General features: G+C 67.8%; 16 protein-coding genes and 1 tRNA gene. 3 read left to right on the forward strand and 14 right to left on the reverse strand.

Going from position 1 to position 16,736, the window contains the following annotated elements:
* Positions 1-4 precede the first annotated feature (4 nt).
* Both ABFO07_RS11210 and ABFO07_RS11215 read left to right on the forward strand, forming a co-directional pair.
* Entirely contained in the window at positions 5-1,690 is a 1,686-nt protein-coding gene (locus tag ABFO07_RS11210) for a long-chain-fatty-acid--CoA ligase (protein ID WP_347468659.1), read from the forward strand.
* A gap of 78 nt (positions 1,691-1,768) precedes the next feature.
* Positions 1,769-2,284: a GNAT family N-acetyltransferase gene (locus tag ABFO07_RS11215; RefSeq protein WP_347467209.1), complete on the forward strand. Its 516-nt coding sequence runs from the start codon at positions 1,769-1,771 to the stop codon at positions 2,282-2,284.
* A 141-nt stretch (positions 2,285-2,425) separates the two neighbouring features.
* Here ABFO07_RS11215 and rlmB read toward each other — a convergent pair whose 3' ends face one another.
* Both rlmB and rnr read right to left on the reverse strand, forming a co-directional pair.
* Positions 2,426-3,169 (reverse strand): 23S rRNA (guanosine(2251)-2'-O)-methyltransferase RlmB, encoded by a 744-nt coding sequence (gene rlmB / locus ABFO07_RS11220; RefSeq protein WP_059886088.1) that lies wholly within the window; start codon positions 3,167-3,169, stop codon positions 2,426-2,428.
* A gap of 147 nt (positions 3,170-3,316) precedes the next feature.
* The gene (gene rnr, locus ABFO07_RS11225) at positions 3,317-5,767 is read right to left on the reverse strand and encodes a ribonuclease R (RefSeq protein ID WP_059807046.1); all 2,451 of its coding nucleotides are present in this window, start codon (positions 5,765-5,767) and stop codon (positions 3,317-3,319) included.
* Positions 5,768-6,011: 244 nt separating this feature from the next.
* Here rnr and ABFO07_RS11230 point away from each other — a divergent pair.
* Positions 6,012-6,098 (forward strand) — tRNA-Leu (locus ABFO07_RS11230).
* 210 nt (positions 6,099-6,308) lie between these two features.
* On the opposite strand, the gene ABFO07_RS11235 is transcribed toward ABFO07_RS11230, so the two are convergent.
* The 12 genes from ABFO07_RS11235 to ABFO07_RS11290 form a co-directional block, all read right to left on the reverse strand.
* The gene (locus ABFO07_RS11235; RefSeq protein WP_347467212.1) at positions 6,309-6,842 is read right to left on the reverse strand and encodes a cytochrome b; all 534 of its coding nucleotides are present in this window, start codon (positions 6,840-6,842) and stop codon (positions 6,309-6,311) included.
* 149 nt (positions 6,843-6,991) lie between these two features.
* Complete coding sequence (locus ABFO07_RS11240; RefSeq protein ID WP_059560871.1) at positions 6,992-7,675, reverse strand: response regulator transcription factor; 684 nt, start codon at positions 7,673-7,675, stop codon at positions 6,992-6,994.
* A gap of 13 nt (positions 7,676-7,688) precedes the next feature.
* Positions 7,689-8,216, reverse strand: coding sequence for a type II secretion system protein (locus ABFO07_RS11245; protein WP_059886092.1), 528 nt, complete (start codon positions 8,214-8,216; stop codon positions 7,689-7,691).
* Positions 8,203-8,598, reverse strand: coding sequence for a type II secretion system protein (locus tag ABFO07_RS11250; RefSeq protein ID WP_060147777.1), 396 nt, complete (start codon positions 8,596-8,598; stop codon positions 8,203-8,205). The genes ABFO07_RS11245 and ABFO07_RS11250 overlap by 14 nt, the downstream gene beginning before the upstream one ends.
* The gene (locus tag ABFO07_RS11255; protein ID WP_059560325.1) at positions 8,573-9,061 is read right to left on the reverse strand and encodes a type II secretion system protein; all 489 of its coding nucleotides are present in this window, start codon (positions 9,059-9,061) and stop codon (positions 8,573-8,575) included. The genes ABFO07_RS11250 and ABFO07_RS11255 overlap by 26 nt, the downstream gene beginning before the upstream one ends.
* Positions 9,058-11,526, reverse strand: coding sequence for a secretin N-terminal domain-containing protein (locus ABFO07_RS11260; RefSeq protein WP_347467214.1), 2,469 nt, complete (start codon positions 11,524-11,526; stop codon positions 9,058-9,060). The genes ABFO07_RS11255 and ABFO07_RS11260 overlap by 4 nt, the downstream gene beginning before the upstream one ends.
* 31 nt (positions 11,527-11,557) lie before the next feature.
* Positions 11,558-12,034, reverse strand: a complete 477-nt coding sequence (locus tag ABFO07_RS11265; protein WP_060017138.1) for a hypothetical protein — start codon at positions 12,032-12,034, stop codon at positions 11,558-11,560.
* Positions 12,031-12,585: a hypothetical protein gene (locus tag ABFO07_RS11270; RefSeq protein WP_059906201.1), complete on the reverse strand. Its 555-nt coding sequence runs from the start codon at positions 12,583-12,585 to the stop codon at positions 12,031-12,033. The genes ABFO07_RS11265 and ABFO07_RS11270 overlap by 4 nt, the downstream gene beginning before the upstream one ends.
* Positions 12,582-13,112, reverse strand: a complete 531-nt coding sequence (locus ABFO07_RS11275) for a hypothetical protein (protein ID WP_059807070.1) — start codon at positions 13,110-13,112, stop codon at positions 12,582-12,584. Before ABFO07_RS11275 ends, ABFO07_RS11270 begins: the two co-directional genes overlap by 4 nt.
* Positions 13,109-13,876: a hypothetical protein gene (locus tag ABFO07_RS11280; RefSeq protein ID WP_230948497.1), complete on the reverse strand. Its 768-nt coding sequence runs from the start codon at positions 13,874-13,876 to the stop codon at positions 13,109-13,111. Before ABFO07_RS11280 ends, ABFO07_RS11275 begins: the two co-directional genes overlap by 4 nt.
* Positions 13,857-15,491, reverse strand: coding sequence for a GspE/PulE family protein (locus ABFO07_RS11285; protein WP_060017136.1), 1,635 nt, complete (start codon positions 15,489-15,491; stop codon positions 13,857-13,859). Before ABFO07_RS11285 ends, ABFO07_RS11280 begins: the two co-directional genes overlap by 20 nt.
* Positions 15,492-15,549: 58 nt before the next feature.
* Positions 15,550-16,734 carry a type II secretion system F family protein gene (locus ABFO07_RS11290; protein ID WP_060028325.1) on the reverse strand — a complete coding sequence of 395 codons (1,185 nt, stop codon included), beginning with the start codon at positions 16,732-16,734 and terminating at the stop codon, positions 15,550-15,552.
* Between the last annotated feature and the right edge of the window lie 2 nt (positions 16,735-16,736).

Raw genomic sequence — 16,736 nt, forward strand, 5'->3', positions numbered from 1 at the left:
CATGATGGAAAAAATCTGGCTGAAGTCCTATCCCGAGGGCGTTCCTGCAACCGTCGATCCCGATCGCTACCAGTCGCTCGCGCACCTGCTCGACGAGTCGTTCGCGACCTTCGCGGCGCGCGACGCCTATGCATGCATGGGTCGCACGATGACCTACGCGGCGCTCGACCGCCATTCGCGCGACCTCGGCGCATGGTTCCAGCGCCAGGGGCTGCCGAAAGGCGCGCGCATCGCGGTGATGATGCCGAACGTGCTGCAATATCCGGTGACGGTTGCCGCGGCGCTGCGCGCGGGCTACACCATCGTCAACGTCAATCCGCTCTATACGCCGCGCGAACTCGAGCATCAGCTTCACGACTCGGGCGCGGAAGCGATCGTCGTGCTCGAGAACTTCGCGACGACGCTGCAACAGGTGATCGCGCGAACGCAGGTCAAGCACGTCGTCGTCGCGTCGCTCGGCGACCTGCTCGGCCCGGTCAAGGGCGCCGTCGTCAATTTCGTCACACGTCGCGTGAAGAAGCTGGTGCCGCCCTACCAGCTGCCGGATGCGACGCCGTTCCGCGCCGCGCTGCGCGCCGGCGCGCGGCAGACGTTCGCGCCCGCCGCGCTGCATCACGACGACGTCGCGTTCCTGCAATACACGGGCGGCACGACCGGCGTGTCGAAAGGCGCGATGCTCACGCACCGCAACGTGATCGCGAACATTCTGCAGAACGACGCATGGAGCCAGCCGGCGTTGCGCAAGACGCCGCAGATCGACGCGCTCGTGACCGTCTGCGCGCTGCCGCTCTATCACATCCTCGCGCTGAACGCGTGCATGCTGATGGGTGCACGCTGGGGCGCGATGAACCTGCTGATCCCCAATCCGCGCGACATCGACGGGTTCGTCAAGGAACTGTCGCGGTATCGCGTGAACTTCTTTCCGGGCGTGAATACGCTGTTCAACGCGCTGCTCAACCATTCCGGCTTCGCCGCGCTCGATTTCACGGGGCTGCGGATCACGCTCGGCGGCGGCATGGCCGTGCAGGAAGTCGTCAGCCAGCGGTGGATGAAGGCCACCGGCTGCCCGATCCTCGAAGGCTACGGCCTGTCGGAGACGTCGCCCACCGTCACGCTGAACCCCGCGACGCTCGCGGCCTTCAACGGCACGATCGGCCTGCCGGTGCCGTCGACCGAAATCGCGCTGCTCGGCGAGAACGACGTGCCGGTGCCGCAAGGCCAGTCCGGCGAGATCGCGATCCGCGGCCCGCAGGTGATGGCCGGCTACTGGAACCGCCCCGACGAAACCGAGAAGGTCATGACGCCCGACGGCTTCTTCAAGTCGGGCGACATCGGCGTGATGGACGAGCGCGGCTACGTGCGCATCGTCGACCGCAAGAAGGACATGATCCTCGTGTCGGGCTTCAACGTGTATCCGAACGAGATAGAGAGCGTGGTCGCCGCGCATCCGGGCGTGGTCGAATGCGCGTGCGTCGGCGTGCCGGATCCGAATTCCGGCGAGGCGGTGAAGCTGTTCGTCGTGCGCCGCGATCCGGCGCTCGCCGTCGACGAACTGATGGCTTATTGCAAGCAGGAATTCACCGGCTACAAGAAGCCGAAATACATCGAATTCCGCGACAGCCTGCCGAAGTCGAATATCGGGAAGATTCTGCGGCGGGAATTGCGGGATCAGGAGGGGCAGCCTGCGTAGGCGCGTCGCGCGCAACCGGCGCCACGCGTCTGTTGCGGCTTGCTACACTCCCCGATTGCCAACGATCGGAATCACGCGATGCCAGCCGTCCACGTCACACTCCGTCACGCCACGCCGGACGATGCCCGGACCATCGCCACGCTGCATACCCTGAGCTGGCAGCGCGCCTACAGCCACATCCTGCCGGCGGACTATCTCGAACATGACGCGCCCGGCGCGCATCTGTCGAGATGGATCGCCTACTTCGCGCGCCCGGAGGCGGAATGGGGCATGGTCAGGATCGCCGAAGTGGATGGTGTGGCGATCGGCTTCGCTTCGGCGGAGAACGTGCAGGATCCGCAGTACGGCGCATTGCTCGACTGCCTGCATGTCCTCGCCGACCATCAGGGCCGTGGCGCGGGACGACTGCTGATCGAGGCTGCGCGCGCATGGGCGCGGGAAATCGGCGAGAACACATTGCACCTGTTCGCGCTCGAAGACAACGCCAGCGCCATTGCGTTCTATGAACGATACGGCTGGCAATTTGCGGGAACCGAGGCGAGCACGATCGGCAAGACGCCTGTCGTCGATCGTCGCTATGTGCTGGCGGCTTAATGCTCGAAAGGTAGAAGGCGCGTCGTCGGGGGCGATTACGAAGCCTTGACGCGGGGCGCCCGTTGAACACTGGAATGTCCAACGGGCCGACCGCTCGGATGGCGCGAGTCTGCAGCGGTTCGCGTTCCAGCCGTTACGCCGTTACGCCTTCACACGCCGCTGCCGCACCGCTTCATACAGGCACACACCGCTCGCGACCGACACGTTCAGGCTCTCGACGCTGCCGGCCATCGGAATGCTCATCACTTCGTCGCAGGTGTCGCGCGTGAGCCGGCGCATGCCCTCGCCTTCCGCGCCCATCACCAGCGCGACCGGGCCGTCGAGCTTCGTGTCGTAGAGCGTCGCCGACGCTTCATCCGACGTGCCGATGATCCACACGCCCGCTTCCTTCAGCTCGCGCAGCGCGCGCGCGAGGTTCGTCACCGTGATATACGGCACCGTATCCGCCGCGCCGCTCGCGACCTTCGCCGCGGTCGCGTTCAGGCCGACCGCGCGGTCGCGCGGCGCGATCACCGCGTGCGCGCCGGCCGCATCGGCCACGCGCAGGCACGCGCCGAGGTTGTGCGGATCGGTGACGCCGTCGAGCACGAGCAGCAGCGCCGGGCCCTGGATCCCGTCGAGCAGCTCGGACAGGTTCTGCGCGAGCGGAACGTCCTCGACCCGCGCGACCACGCCCTGATGGCGCTCGGTATGCGCGAGACCCCAGAGGCGCGTTTCGTCGGCCGCGATCAGCCGCACGCCCGCTTCCTTCGCGGCGTGCAGGAAATCCTGCATGCGGCGGTCGCGGCGCGTCTGGTCGTACAGCACCTCCGCAACCGTCGACGCGTCGTGCCGCAAGCGTGCGGTCACCGCATGAAAACCGTAGAGAACCTTCAGACGTGACATGACTGGAACAACCTTCGATCAAACGCGCGGCCGCGCAACGCGCGCGGCCGCAAACCATGGAAACGGAAAGCGCCGCGTGCCCGGCGAATGACCGGGCACACGGCGTCTCTCGATGCTGCGGGCGCGGCGCATGCGCCGCCCCGTCGTTCAGTACTTCTTGCGGGCGCGTGCCTTCTTTGCCGCCGTCTTCGCCGGCACGCCCTTCTTCTTCGCGGCGCCGTGCGGCGCGCGTGCTTCCTTCACGGCCGCGGTCGGCGCGCTCGCGGCCTTCTTGCGATGTGGCGCCGGTTCCTCTGCCGGCGGCAGCGCGCGCACGCGCGGGCCGCCGCGATCGGCGTTGACGACCGCCGGCGCCGGGCGCGGCGCCTTCACGGGCGTGTCGCGCACCAGCCGGAAATCGATCTTGCGCGCGTCGAGATCGACGCGGCTCACCTGCACGCGCACGCGGTCCGACAGGCGATAGCGGATGCCGGTGCGCTCGCCGCGCAGTTCATTCTTGATCTCGTCGTACTGGAAGTAGTCCGAGCCGAGCTCCGTGACGTGCACGAGCCCTTCGATGAACAGCGTGTCGAGCTGCACGAAGATGCCGAACGACGTGACGCCGTTCACCATCCCGCCGTATTCCTCGCCGAGCTTGTCGCGCATGAAGTAGCACTTGAGCCATGCTTCGACGTCGCGCGACGCCTCGTCGGCGCGCCGCTCGTTCGCCGAGCAGTGCAGGCCGAGCTCTTCCCAGATCGCGGTGTTGTTGCGCGAGCGGTTGCGCGCTTCGTCGTCCGCCTGCTGCATCGCGCGGGCGCGCGGCGACAGCGCGGTGTTCAGCTCGAAACCGTCCGGCGCCTTCGGCAGGTACTTCTTGCCGGACAGGATCGCGTAGATCGCGCGGTGCGTGAGCAGGTCCGGATAGCGGCGGATCGGGCTCGTGAAGTGCGCGTAGGCTTCATACGCGAGACCGAAGTGGCCGATGTTGTCCGGGCTGTAGACCGCCTGCTGCATCGAGCGCAGCAGCATCGGCTGCAGCATCTGCGCGTCGGGCCGGTCGCGGATCTGCGCCATCAGCGCCGCGTAGTCGCTCGCATGCGGCTTGTCGCCGCCACCGAGCGACAGGCCCATGCCGCGCAGGAATGCACGCAGGTTCTCGAGCTTCTCCGGCGTCGGCCCCGCGTGCACGCGGTACAGGCCCGGATGCTTGTTGCGCTTCAGGAAGTCGGCCGCGCACACGTTCGCGGCCAGCATGCATTCCTCGATCAGCTTGTGCGCATCGTTGCGCTGGCGCGGCACGATCTGCTCGATCTTGCCCTGCGAGTTGCAGACGATGTACGTCTCGGTCGTATCGAAATCGATCGCGCCGCGCTTCTGCCGCGCGGCGAACAGCGCCTTGTAGACGCCGTACAGGTTCTGCAGGTGCGGCAGCAGCTCGGCGCGGCGCGCGGCCTCCGGCCCCTTCGTGTTCGCGAGCACCGCCGCGACTTCCGTGTACGTGAGGCGCGCGGCCGAATGGATCACGGCCGGATAGAACTGGTATGCCTTGATCTCGCCGCGCGCGGTGATCACCATGTCGCACGCGAGCACGCAGCGGTCGACCTGCGGATTCAGCGAACACAGGCCGTTCGACAGCTTCTCCGGCAACATCGGGATCACACGGCGCGGGAAATAGACCGACGTGCTGCGCTCGAGCGCATCGCCGTCGAGCCCGCTGCCCGGCTGCACGTAGTGCGAGACGTCCGCGATCGCGACGATCAGGCGGAAGCCGTCGCCACGGCCGACCTTGGTCGGTTCGCAATAGACCGCATCGTCGAAGTCGCGCGCGTCCTCACCGTCGATCGTGACGAGCGGCACGTCGCGCAGGTCGACGCGGAACCGCAGGTCGGCAGGCCGCACCTTGTCCGGCAGCGCGGCTGCATCGTCGAGGGCGGGCTGGCTGAATTCGTGCGGCACGCCGTACTTGCGCACTGCGATCTCGATCTCCATGCCCGGATCGTCGATGTCGCCGAGCACTTCGACCACGCGGCCGAGCGGCTGCGAATGACGGCTCGGGAAATCGGTCAGCTCGACGACGACCACCTGGCCCACCTTCGCCTTCTTCACGTTCTGCGTGATCAGGATGTCGTGGCCGATGCGCTTGTCTTCGGGCGCGACGATCAAGGCGCCGTTCTCGTTGAGCAGGCGGCCGATCACGCGCTTGTTCGCGCGCTCGGTGACTTCGACCACATGGCCTTCCGGCCGGCCGCGGCGATCGTAGCCGACGATCCGCGCGAGCACGCGGTCGCCGTGCATCACCTTCTGCATTTCACCGTTCGGCAAGAACAGGTCGTCCTGCCCGTCGTCGCGAATCACGAAGCCGTAGCCGTCGCGATGGCCCTGCACGCGCCCGGCGACGAAGTTCGAAGGATGGGTCAACTGATAGTGGCCGCGCTTGTCGAGCCGGATCTGGCCGTCGCGCTCCATCGCGGCGACGCGCCGGAAGAACCCTTCGCGCTCCTGACGCTTGATCGACAGCGCCTCGGCGATGTCGTTCGCGGCGAGGGGCGCGTCGCTCGTACGCAGCACGCCGAGAATCTCTTCACGGCTCGGAATGGGGTACGGATATTTGCTCAAGGGCTTGTCGATGGTTGTTCTCGTTGCGTTGGCTGATGATGCGCGGCATCAATACGACCATGCCGATATAGACATGTCTATATTGTTGGCGGCCATTCTAACACCCGGCCGTGTCAGGAACGACGCACACGCGCTGCGTTCGCCCGCCGGCCGGCCCGGCTCGGCGCAATGAAAAAAAGTGTTGACACGGATAAATGGGGCGCTATAATTGCGGTCTTTCGCGATGCAGCAACAAGCGAAACGTGCCCAGGTGGCGGAATTGGTAGACGCACTAGGTTCAGGTCCTAGCGGTGGCAACACCGTGGAGGTTCGAGTCCTCTCCTGGGCACCATCTGTTTTTTGAAAGGCCGGCTATATGCCGGCCTTTTTCATTTCTGCGCCCGGGAAGCAAAGCACCTGCGCGCTTTGCGTGAGGACCCGAAAGGCTGCCTTGCAAGCGCAGCCGGGGTCGCGCCCGTGTGACCGAGTCCCCTCCCGGCACCATCTGTTTTGAAAAGGTCGGCTTCGTGCCGGCCTTTTTCCATTTCTGCGCCCGGGATGCTCAAAGCATCCGCTTCAGCACGCCGTTCCTCGACGCGAAATGATGCTTGAGCGCCGCAGCCGCGTGTGCCGCCACCAGGAATGCCAGCGCATAGCAGCCGATCCGGTGGAGATCGAACCAGTGCTCGGTCACGGGCCCCGCGCTGAACGGCGTCTTCACGTAAAGCACCCCGAACAGCCAGTAGCCGTCCGGCACCATCACGAAGCCGCTGAACAGCACGAACGCGACCAGCGCGTAGATCAACGAGTGCACCAGATGCGCAATCGATCGCTGCGCCGGAGGAATCGACTGGACGTCAGGCGGCGTCCGGCGGAAGAACGACCACACGTAGCGCAGCGGAAACAGCACGATCAGGCAGCTCGCGAGCGACATGTTGAGCGTCGACACGAAACGCCAGACATCCGGCTGGGTGATGAAGTGCAGTGAAAATCCTGCCGCCATCGTGTACAGGATCACGGCCGCGAAGATCCAGTGCAGTGCGCGGGAAAATCGATCGTATCGGCCGTCGCCTGATGACGCCCCCTGAGAGTTCATTCGAGAAACCACATGCATGATTCATCCTTTATCGATTACCGGTACAGTGTTGCCGCGGATAAGTGGATGAAATTATCGATGTCGGTTCCCGTGCCGATAAGCAATATCAAGGATTTCCAAATACCTGATTCCGGCTGGCGGCCGACCGCTCAGGTCCGCTCCAGCCGATACCCGTAGTTGTAGACCGTCGTGATCACGAGCCCGTTCTTCGGCCGCAGCCCGAGGCTCGAACGCAGCTTGCTCATATAGGTGGCGAGCGTCGCATCGTACTTCCGATCGACCACGCCCCAGATGCGCTTGATCATCATGTCCTTCGACACGATCCGCCCGACGCTCTCGAACAGCATCAGCGCGAGATCGAACTCACGCTGCGACAGTTCGACCGGCGCACCGTCCACGGTCGCGGCATGCGCGCTCACGTCGAGCGCGAACTTGCCGACCTCGACGATCTTCGCGCGCTGCATCTCCGGGTAATACTTGCGCGCCTGCGCATTCACGCGCGCGATCAGCTCGCGCTCCCGCAGCGGCTTGATCAGATAATCGTCGGCGCCGCTGTTGAGACCGAACACGATGTCGTTCTCGCCGTCGTGCTGCGTCATCATGATGATCGGCAACGCATCGGCAAACGATTCGCGCGCCCAGCGCATCACGTCGATCCCCGACTTGCCGGGCACGTCCCAGTCGAGCAGCAGCACGTCGGCGCGCTGCGTGCTCACCAGCTCGACAAAGCTATCGCCGTCGTGCCGCACTTCCGTGTCGTAGCCCGCCTTGTTGAGCCAGCCGGCCACGACGCCCGCCTGGGTCACGATGTCTTCGAGTATTGCGACAATCATGTTCATCCCGATCTCAATGTGCCGCTCCGCCCCCAGGCGCGTTCGCCGCTCCGTCGACCGGAGCGGGCGGCAGGTAAACAAACGCCCATTCGCCGTACGCGTCGCTGTCGCCGAATGCGTCGTACCGCGCAGGGAAGCCCTGACGCTTCAGCGGCCGCCCCGGCGACTCGCTGAACACGCCCATGATGCCGCCGTCCGGCGCCTTCACGAGCCCCCACTGCATCGATCCGGTCAGTGGATCGGCGTACAGGCGCCGCAAGTGACGCAGCGTCGGCAAGCCGCGGCGATCCTCCAGCAGCGCCTCGAGCGACGCCGGATAGCGGCTGCCTCCCGCCGCATTGTAGTAGCTTGCGATCGCCGCGCGATACTGGTCGCCGACGAACAGCAGTTGCGCCTCGCGCTCGCGCTGCTGCACCGTCGTCCAGATGCGCGCCGCCTGCGTCATGCCGAGCCCCAGCGCCGCGACGAGCATCAGCACGCCGAGATACGCGATGCCGCGCTGGCCGCGCGGGGAGCCACGCGAACGGTTACCACGTCGCATAGGCGCTCCCGTCGAGCGCGCGCCCTTTCGCGCCGCTCTTCACGTCCGCAATGCCGCCCGTCTCGCCGGCCTGCGGCTGCCACGAGCCGCGCTTGCCCGTGAGCGGGTCGAGCGGCATCTCGCGCAGATAGCGCTTTTCGACCAGCGCATCGAGCGTGTCCGGGTCGCGGCCGTGATCCGCCCGGTAATCGTCGATCGACTGGCGCAGCGTGTTCAGGTTGTGACGCAGCACCGTTTCCTTCGCGCGATCGCTCTGCTTGAGGTAGCCGGGCGCGACGAACGCGGTGAGCGCCGCGATGATCGCCATCACGACGAGCAACTCGATCAGCGTGAAGCCGGCAGCGCGGCGCGTGCGTCTACCACTGGTTGTACGGGACGCCATTGAAGCCCTCCTTGCGATTGGTCGAGCGGATGTCGAACACGTCCTCGCCGGACGAGAACGAATCGGGATCGCTCGCGTAGCTGCGCGTTTCCCAGGTGTCTTCGGGCGTCTTGCCGTCGCATTCGCACATCGGATCGGCGGGAATCTTGCGCAGGAAATACAGCCGTGCGCCGTCCGGCGACTTCTTGTCCTCGACGCCGTCGACGAGCGCGCGCAGGTCGGGCGGATAGCCGCTCGCGTCGACGCTGCGCTCGATGCGCCCGTCGCCTGCCGCCTCCTTGTACGCGTCGAGCGCCGAGCGGATCACCACCAGCGCGCGGCGCAGCTCGGCTTCGTCCGCGCGGCGCTTGACGAGATCGGTCAACGGCAGCGCGACGGTCGCGAGCAATGCGAGCAGCGACATCGCCACCATCAGCTCGATCAACGTGAACCCGCGCGCGCGGGCGCGTCGGCGGATGCTCATGCGAGGCCCCGCACGCGCGACCGCAGCACCGGCGCGTCGGCATACAGCGGCGCCGCTTCGCGCTCGCCCGCGAAACGATCGACGAACGCCTGCAGCGTGCCGATCAGCGCACGTACCGCGGCGGTGACGCGGCTTTCGCCGCGCGCCTGCGGCTCGGCGGCCGGCGTGCGCGCCGGCGCCGCCCCGGCCGCCGTCGCCGGTGCCGCGACCCGCACGACCGCGGTTGGTTGCGCAATCTGCGGCGCCGCGCCTGCCTGGCCCGCGCGATCCAGCTCGCCTCGTGCGGCGGCGATCGCCGCACGCAGGCCGGCAGCCTTCTCCGCGGAGGCGACCGCCCGCGTTACCTCTGCGCGCGTTACCTCTGCGCGCGTCATCTCTCCGCGCGTTACCGTGACGCGCGGCGGCGTCGCGCTGGCGCCGGCCGGTACGGCCTGAGCGGCCTCGATCGCCGCAGCCGGCCGTCGCCCGGCATCCGCACGCGTACGCATCATTCCTGCGCCGCGCGCGACGGGCTCGACTACCGGGCTCGCCGCCTCGTCCTGCGCTGCCTCCGCGGGCGCTTTCGGTTCCGCTTCGGCCTTTTCGGCCGCTTCGGCCCGTTCGACCTTTTCAGGCGCCGCAGCCGCGCGGTTGCCCGCGGGCGTCGACGGCTCGATCGGCGCGTCCAGATCCGGGCCGCCCGACGACGGCTGCCGCGCCGGCACGGCCTGCGCGGATTCGAGCGTCAGCGCTTCGGTGGTCACGCGCGACTCGGTGCCCGACAGGAAAGTCGTCACCGCCGACGTCGGCAGGTCGAGATTGCGTTCGATATGCGGCGTGATCAGCAGCACGATCTCCGAGCGCTCGTTGCTGCGGCCGTTCGAACCGAACAGCCGGCCGATCACCGGCAGGCCCGATGCGCCCGGCAGCCCGGCGATGCTGTCGGTTTCATTGCGCTTGACGAGGCCCGCAAGAATCTGCGTTTCGCCGTTCTTCGCGGTCATCAGCGTCTCGGCATTGCGCGTGCCGAGCGAATAGGCGACCAGCCCGGTCTTCGTGGTTTCCTTCGACAGGATGCTGCTGACCTCCATGTTCACCTTGACGCTCACCTCCTCGTTCAGGCTGATGCGCGGCTCGACCTTCAGCATCAGGCCCACGTCCTGGTAGCTGACCGATTCGGTGACGACGCCGTTCGCGTTGGTGGTCGTGACGATCGGCACGCGCTCGCCGATCTTGATGTTGGCCTTCTCCATGTTGCGCACGCGGATCTTCGGATTGGCGAGCGTCCTGGTCTTGCCCTGCTTCTGCAGCATGTCAATCGCGAGCGCGAGCCCGCCCGATTCGCTCGATACGCCGATGCGGTCGCGATTCAGGCGCAGCAGGTCGCCGAGCGTGAGCGCGCCGCCTTCCGCGGCGCCGAGCGCGCCGAACTGGACCCTGCCCGGATACTGGACGCCGAGATCGAGGCTGTCGTTCATGTTGACCTCGAGCACCTGCACGTCGAGCGTCACTTCGGATTGCGGAATGTCGAGACCCATCACGACGCGCTCCGCGACCTGGATCGTCTCCGGCGTGTCGCGCATGACGACCGCGTTCACGCGCTCGTCCACGTAGACGTCCTTCGGCTTGATCATCTGCCGCAGCGCGGCCATCACCGATTTCGCGTCCGCGTGCGACAGGAAGAACGTGCGGATCGCGAACTCCGTATAGTTGCGCGCCTTGTCGGGCTGCGACGGGTAGACGAGCAGCGTGTGCTGGTCGAGCACCTTCTTCTCGAGCTGGTTGGTGCGCAGCAGCAGGTTGATCGCGTCCTCGGCGGTCGTGCGCTCGGCGAACAACGTCGCGGCCTGGGTCGTATCCACGTCGCGGTCGAACACGAAGTTCACGCCGGACACGCGCGAGATCACGTCGAAGATGTTGGCAAGCGGCTGCTGCTTGAAGTTGAGCGACACCGGCTTGCGCAGCGCGTCGGACAGTTGCGGGCGCGCCGCGCGGCTGGCCTGCGACTGACGCAGCAGCGTGTCGCGCAAGCGTTTCGCCTCAGCGTGGTTCGGCTGCTCGGCGAGGATGCGCCGCGCGATCTCGAGCGCTTCCTGCGGCTTCTCGCCGCCGATGCGCTGCGCACGCGCGAGATCGACCGCCATCTGCCGGTGGCGCTTGACCTGTTCGAGCGCCTGGCTGGCTTTCAGGTTGCCCGGGTCCTCGGCCAGCACGTTGCCGAGGTGATCGATCGCAGCCGCATGGTTGCCCTGTGCGACCTGGCGGTCGGCCTCCTTCAGCTCCGCGCGCACGTAATCCTGGCGGCTGAACTCGACGGCGGTCGTGAGCGCAATGTCGTCCGGCGCGGCTGCCTTCTGCTGCTGCAGCGTGCCGAGTCGTTCGGCGGGCGTCGCGGCGGCATCGGGCGCGGCATTGAACGGGGAACCTGCGCATCCTGTCAGCGCAAGCGCCGAGATCAGGAGCAAAAGACTGACTTTACGTTTCATGATGGTGTTCGGCACATGTTGAATTCGGGGTTCATCGAATCGGGACGGGCGGCAACAGCTCGACTTCGGTGCTGCCCCGGGCCACGATCACCGTGCCCTGTTCGCCCAGTTTCTTCAGCCGGTAGCCTTCGGCGATCTCGCCGCCCGGCAGCACGGCATCGCGCACGCCGCAGCGCGATTCGCACAGCAGGAATGTCCTGCCCGCGCCTTCCAGCACGACGATGCGCTGGTCGTTCTCGCGCCATTCGCCGGCGATGTCGAACGGCGGCGCCGCGACCGGCGGCGCGTCGATCGGCTCGTCGAGCGACGGGGGTTCGGGTTCGGGCGCCGCGACGGGCGGCGGCGCGTCGGGCGCCGGCTCCGCGCCGAGCGACGCCCAGCTCTGCGCCGGAAAGACGTCGACGATCGGCGCGTGGCCGGCGCCCTCCTGCGCGACGCTGCCGCCCGCGAGGCAGGCGGCGGCCAGCGCGAGCGCGGCCGCGAACGGGATCAGGGGCGCGCGCATCATGTGTCCGGCCCCAGCAGGCTGACCCGCAGGTCGGCGTTCACGTTGGCGCTGTCGATCCGGTCGCGTTCGATCGACACGCCCTCGACGCGCACCATCGGCTGGTCCGCGATCTCGCGCATCGCTTCGCGCAGCCCGACGTAGCTGCCGCTCATCGCGATGCTGATCGTGAGCCGGCGCAGTTTGCCCTTCACCTCGACTTCGCGGCGATACGTTGCGTGCTTGCGCTCCATGCCGCGCTGCGACAGGATCTGGAAAATCGAATACGCCTGCTCGCTGCTGCGCAGCTGCTGCACCTGCGCAAGCGTCATGCCGCCATCGCCGGCCTTCTGGCCCGGCTTGGGCAGCGCAGCCAGCGCCGTCGTGCGCGCGTCGCGCTCGACCTCGAGATGCTCGCCGTCCGGCTGCAGGTAAAACGCGTGCGCGCCGACCAGCGCCACGACCAGTCCGCCCGCCAGCAGCCCCGGCACGCCGAGCTTGCGGGCCGCCGCGTAAGCGACCCAGCGCAGCCGCGCGGCGAGCGCCGCCGTGTCGATTGCTTTCAGGTTCGTCATGGGTGTTCGATACTCAGGCTGAAATGAAAGATGTTCTTGCCGTCCTCCGCTTTCGCGCGGTGCTGCAGCAGGCCGATCTTGCGGTCCGGGTGACGGTCGTTCAGGCGATCGACGAAGATGTAGATGTGCGACAGTTCCGCCGCGCCGCCTTCGATGCGCGCCTCGCGGCCGGCCTTGTCGACCGTCAACGACTTCAGCGCGATCTGCGGTGTCCATGCGTGCTCGATCCAGTCGACCACCGACAGCCCCGAACCTTGCGCACGCGTCCTTTGCTCGGCGAGCACGCGTTCGATGCGGCGCTGCTCCGGCGTCATGCTCTTCTGCCGGCGCTGCTCGCGCTCGATCGCGCGCTTGCGCTGGTCGATGCGGCTTTCGATTGCGTCGACCTCGTCGCGCAACTGCTCGACACGCGACCACTCGCTCGCGGCGAACCCGCCGGTCAGCAATGCGCAGCACAGTGCGACGGTCGCCCAAGGCGTGACGCGCGTGCGCGGCGCGGCGAAATCCAGTTCGTTCAGGTGTTTCATGCCGGTGCCCCCGGCTCGCGCGCCAACGCGCCATCCACGCCGGCGTCGAGCAGCGTGATGCCGTCCGCGGCCGGCAACGCGCCATCGAGCGCGCTCGCGAAGGCCGCGCCGGCAAGCGGCTGCCCGGCCATCAGCGCCGCGGCGGCGAACCAGTCGTCGAGCCGCCGGCCGCCCATGCGCGGCAGCGTGACCACGTCGGCCCACTCGCCGGCGCGGCGAAACACGCACGTGACGACGCGCGGCTCCAGCAGCGCATAGCGGTAGTCGCCACCGCCCAGGCGGCCGGCGTGTCGTTCGAGCGAGGCCGACAGCGCATCGCGCACGCTGGCGAGCCGCCAGCCGGTCGCGCGGCACGCCTGTGCGAGCGACGCGAGCAACGCATCGCAGGCCGCCACCGCCAGGCGCGCGCGCCCGTGCCGCCCGGCTTCGATGCGGATTCGCAGCGCACCGCGCTGCGCGCGGGCGGCGAACAGCGCGCGCGCATAGCCGTCCCACGCGGCGTTCGACACCAGCCCGTCCTGCCACGGCAGCACGACGCCATGCGTCCACGGATGCCCGGCGACGACATGCACGCGGTTCTGCATCGGGATACGCGCCCTTTGCAGGCCGCCGAGCACCTGCGCCAGCGCGTCGGCAGGCAGGCCCTCGTGGGCGACGACGGCGTGCGGCGGGCCTGCGCGGCGCGGGCGCCAGCCGTGGTCCGTCCACACGCTCAGCGTGTCGGCGTCGAGCACCGCGACGACGTTATTCCACGGCGATCGCACGTTGCACCTCCTGGAACGTCGTCAGTCGCGCGCGAATCGCCGCGAGCCCGGCGTCGCGCATCGATTGATAGTCGGCGTTGTCCGCGAGCGCCTGCGCCCGCTTCTCGACCGAGCGCTCGAGCAATGCGGCCTTCATCGCCGCGTCGAGCGTCAGCACTTCCGCGAGCCCGATCCGGCCGTGATAGCCGGTGCCGCGGCACGTCTCGCAGCCCGCGCCGGCCGTGACCGCGCGCTTCAGGTCGTCGAGCGCCGCGTCGCGCAGGTCGGCGCCGTCCGTTGCCGCGCCGCCGCAACGCGCGCAGATCCGCCGCACCAGCCGCTGCGACACCACGCCGTTCAGCGCTTCGAGAAACGTCGACGGCTCGACACCCATGTAGATGAAGCGGTCGATCACGCTGAACCCGTCGTTCGCGTGCACGGTCGACAACACACGGTGGCCGGTGAGCGCCGACTGCACGGCGATCGACGCGGTCTCCTCGTCGCGGATCTCGCCGACCATCACCGTGTCCGGGTCGTGTCGCAGGATCGAGCGCAGCCCGCGCGCGAACGTGAGCCCCTTGCGCTCGTTGACCGGAATCTGCAGCACGCCCTTCAGCTCGTATTCGACCGGGTCCTCGATCGTGATGATCTTGTCGTCGCCCGTGTTGACTTCCGACAGCACCGCGTACAGCGTCGTCGACTTGCCGCTGCCGGTCGGCCCCGTCACGAGCATCAGCCCGTACGGCCGATGCGCGAGCGCACGCACGCGCCGCGCCGTCTGCGCATCGAAGCCGAGCACGTCGAGGCTCACGCTGTCGCCGCGCTGCGACTTGTCGAGCACGCGCATCACCGCGTTCTCGCCGTAGGTGCCGGGAATGATCGACACGCGGAAATCGATCTCGCGGCCCTGCATCACGACCTTGAAACGGCCGTCCTGCGGCACGCGCTTTTCCGCGATGTCGAGCGCGGCCAGCACTTTGAGACGCGACAGCGTCTGCGCGGCCGCCTCGAGCCCCGGGATGTGACGGATCGACTGCAGCACGCCGTCGATCCGGTAGCGGATCGCCAGGCCGTCCGGCACCGCTTCGAGATGGATATCGCTGGCGCGGCTCTGCAATGCGTCGTAGAGCGTCGTGTTGACGAGCCGGATGATCGGGCTTTCGTCCTTCGCGATGCTCGCCAGCGAGATCGACTCGATCGCCTGCGCAAGCGAATCGCCCTGCGTATCGATCGTCACGTCGTCCATCAGCCGTTCGCTCGACTCGATGTCGCCGAGCAGCCGCTCGACTTCGCCCGGCACGCTCATGGCCAGTTCGACCGGCCGTGCGCCGAAGCGCGCGAGCAGTTCGTCGCGTACGTGGCGGGCGAACGGGTCGGCGAGGACCACGCACGGCACGCCGCCAAGTTCGACCGGCAGCACGCGCCAGGTCAGCGCGTCGTGCAGCGGCAGCAGGTCGAAGCGCGTCGGCGCCGCACGCAGCGCGTCCGCGTCGATTGCGCCGACGCCGAGACAGGCGGCCACTTCCGCGAGCCGCGCCGCATCCGCGCCGAGCAGGCCGTCGACGTACTGCGCAAAGCCGACGCCCGATGCATCCCATTCCGACTGCCAGCGTTGGACGATGTGTTCCGTATTCATGAGATTTCTCCTGTTCGGTTGGACAGCGGGATCGCGAACGCCTTGCCGGCCCGGTTCGCTATCCGACGCTGCCGGCCAATTCGAAGATCGGCATGTAGAGCAGCAGGACCACCGCGCCGACCGTCGCGCCCACCGCGAGCATCAGCACCGGTTCGAACACCTTGCTGAGCATCTCGATCGCGCGATCGAGCGCGCCGTCGTGAAACTGCGCGATGTGCTCGCACATCCCGCCGAGATCGCCGCTCTGTTCGCCCACGCGCAACAGCCGCTCGGCGACCGACGTCGTCAGCGCATGCGCGGCGAGCACGGCCGCGACCGGGCGACCGGCGCGCATCTCGGCCAACGCCGCCGCGAGGCGTGCGCGGAAGTGCTCGGGCAGCACCTTGCCGGACAGCTCCAGCGCGACGATCGCCGGCGTGCCGCCCGCGATCAGCAGGCCGACGGTCCGGTAGAACCGCGTGAGCGCGAACAGCGCGCAGATGTCGCGCACTTTCGGCGCACGCCACATCAGGCGCTGCGCGGCACGCTTGACGGCTGCCGAGCGGATCGCCGGCACCACGCCGGCGCACGACGCCGCGACCGCGAGCCCGACCGCCATCCCGTTCTCCCGCAGCAGGGTCGCCCACCAGAGCATCGCTTGGGCCGTCGCCGGCAGCGTGGCGAGCGACTCGAACACCACCGCGAAGCGTGGAATCACGAAAAACGCCATGAACAGCAGGATCGCGATGCCGACGCCGATCACGACGGCCGGATAGATCAGCGCACCGGTGACGCGCTTGCGAACCTGTTCGATTCGTACTTCGTACTGCTGGTAACGCTTCAGGACGACCGGCAACTGGCCGCTGCCCTCCGACGATTCGATCGTCGCGACGAGCAGCGGCGGGAAGATGGCCGGCTGCTGCGCGAGCGCCTTCGACAGCGGCTGCCCCTCGACCATCACCGCGAGAATCCGGTCGATCACGTGTTTCGCGTCCTTGCCCGAATCCGCCTTGTCGCGCAAGGCTTCGAGCGCCTCCATCAACACCAGGCCCGCGTCGAGCAGCGTCGACAGTTCCTGCAGGAACAGCGCCAGCGCGAACTTCGGCGCCCGCCGGCGGCGCCCGATACGGGTATCGCGCCGCACCTCGAGCACGACGCCGCCCTGCTCCGCGACCCGCGCGCGGGCCTCCGCCTCGCTCGTTGCGTCCACCGTCTGCTGCGTGACCTTGCCGCCGGCGAGCACGCGCACCCGAAATGCGTCCATCG

It is taken from the genome of Burkholderia stagnalis (genome assembly GCF_039848545.1).
GTDB lineage: Bacteria > Pseudomonadota > Gammaproteobacteria > Burkholderiales > Burkholderiaceae > Burkholderia > Burkholderia stagnalis.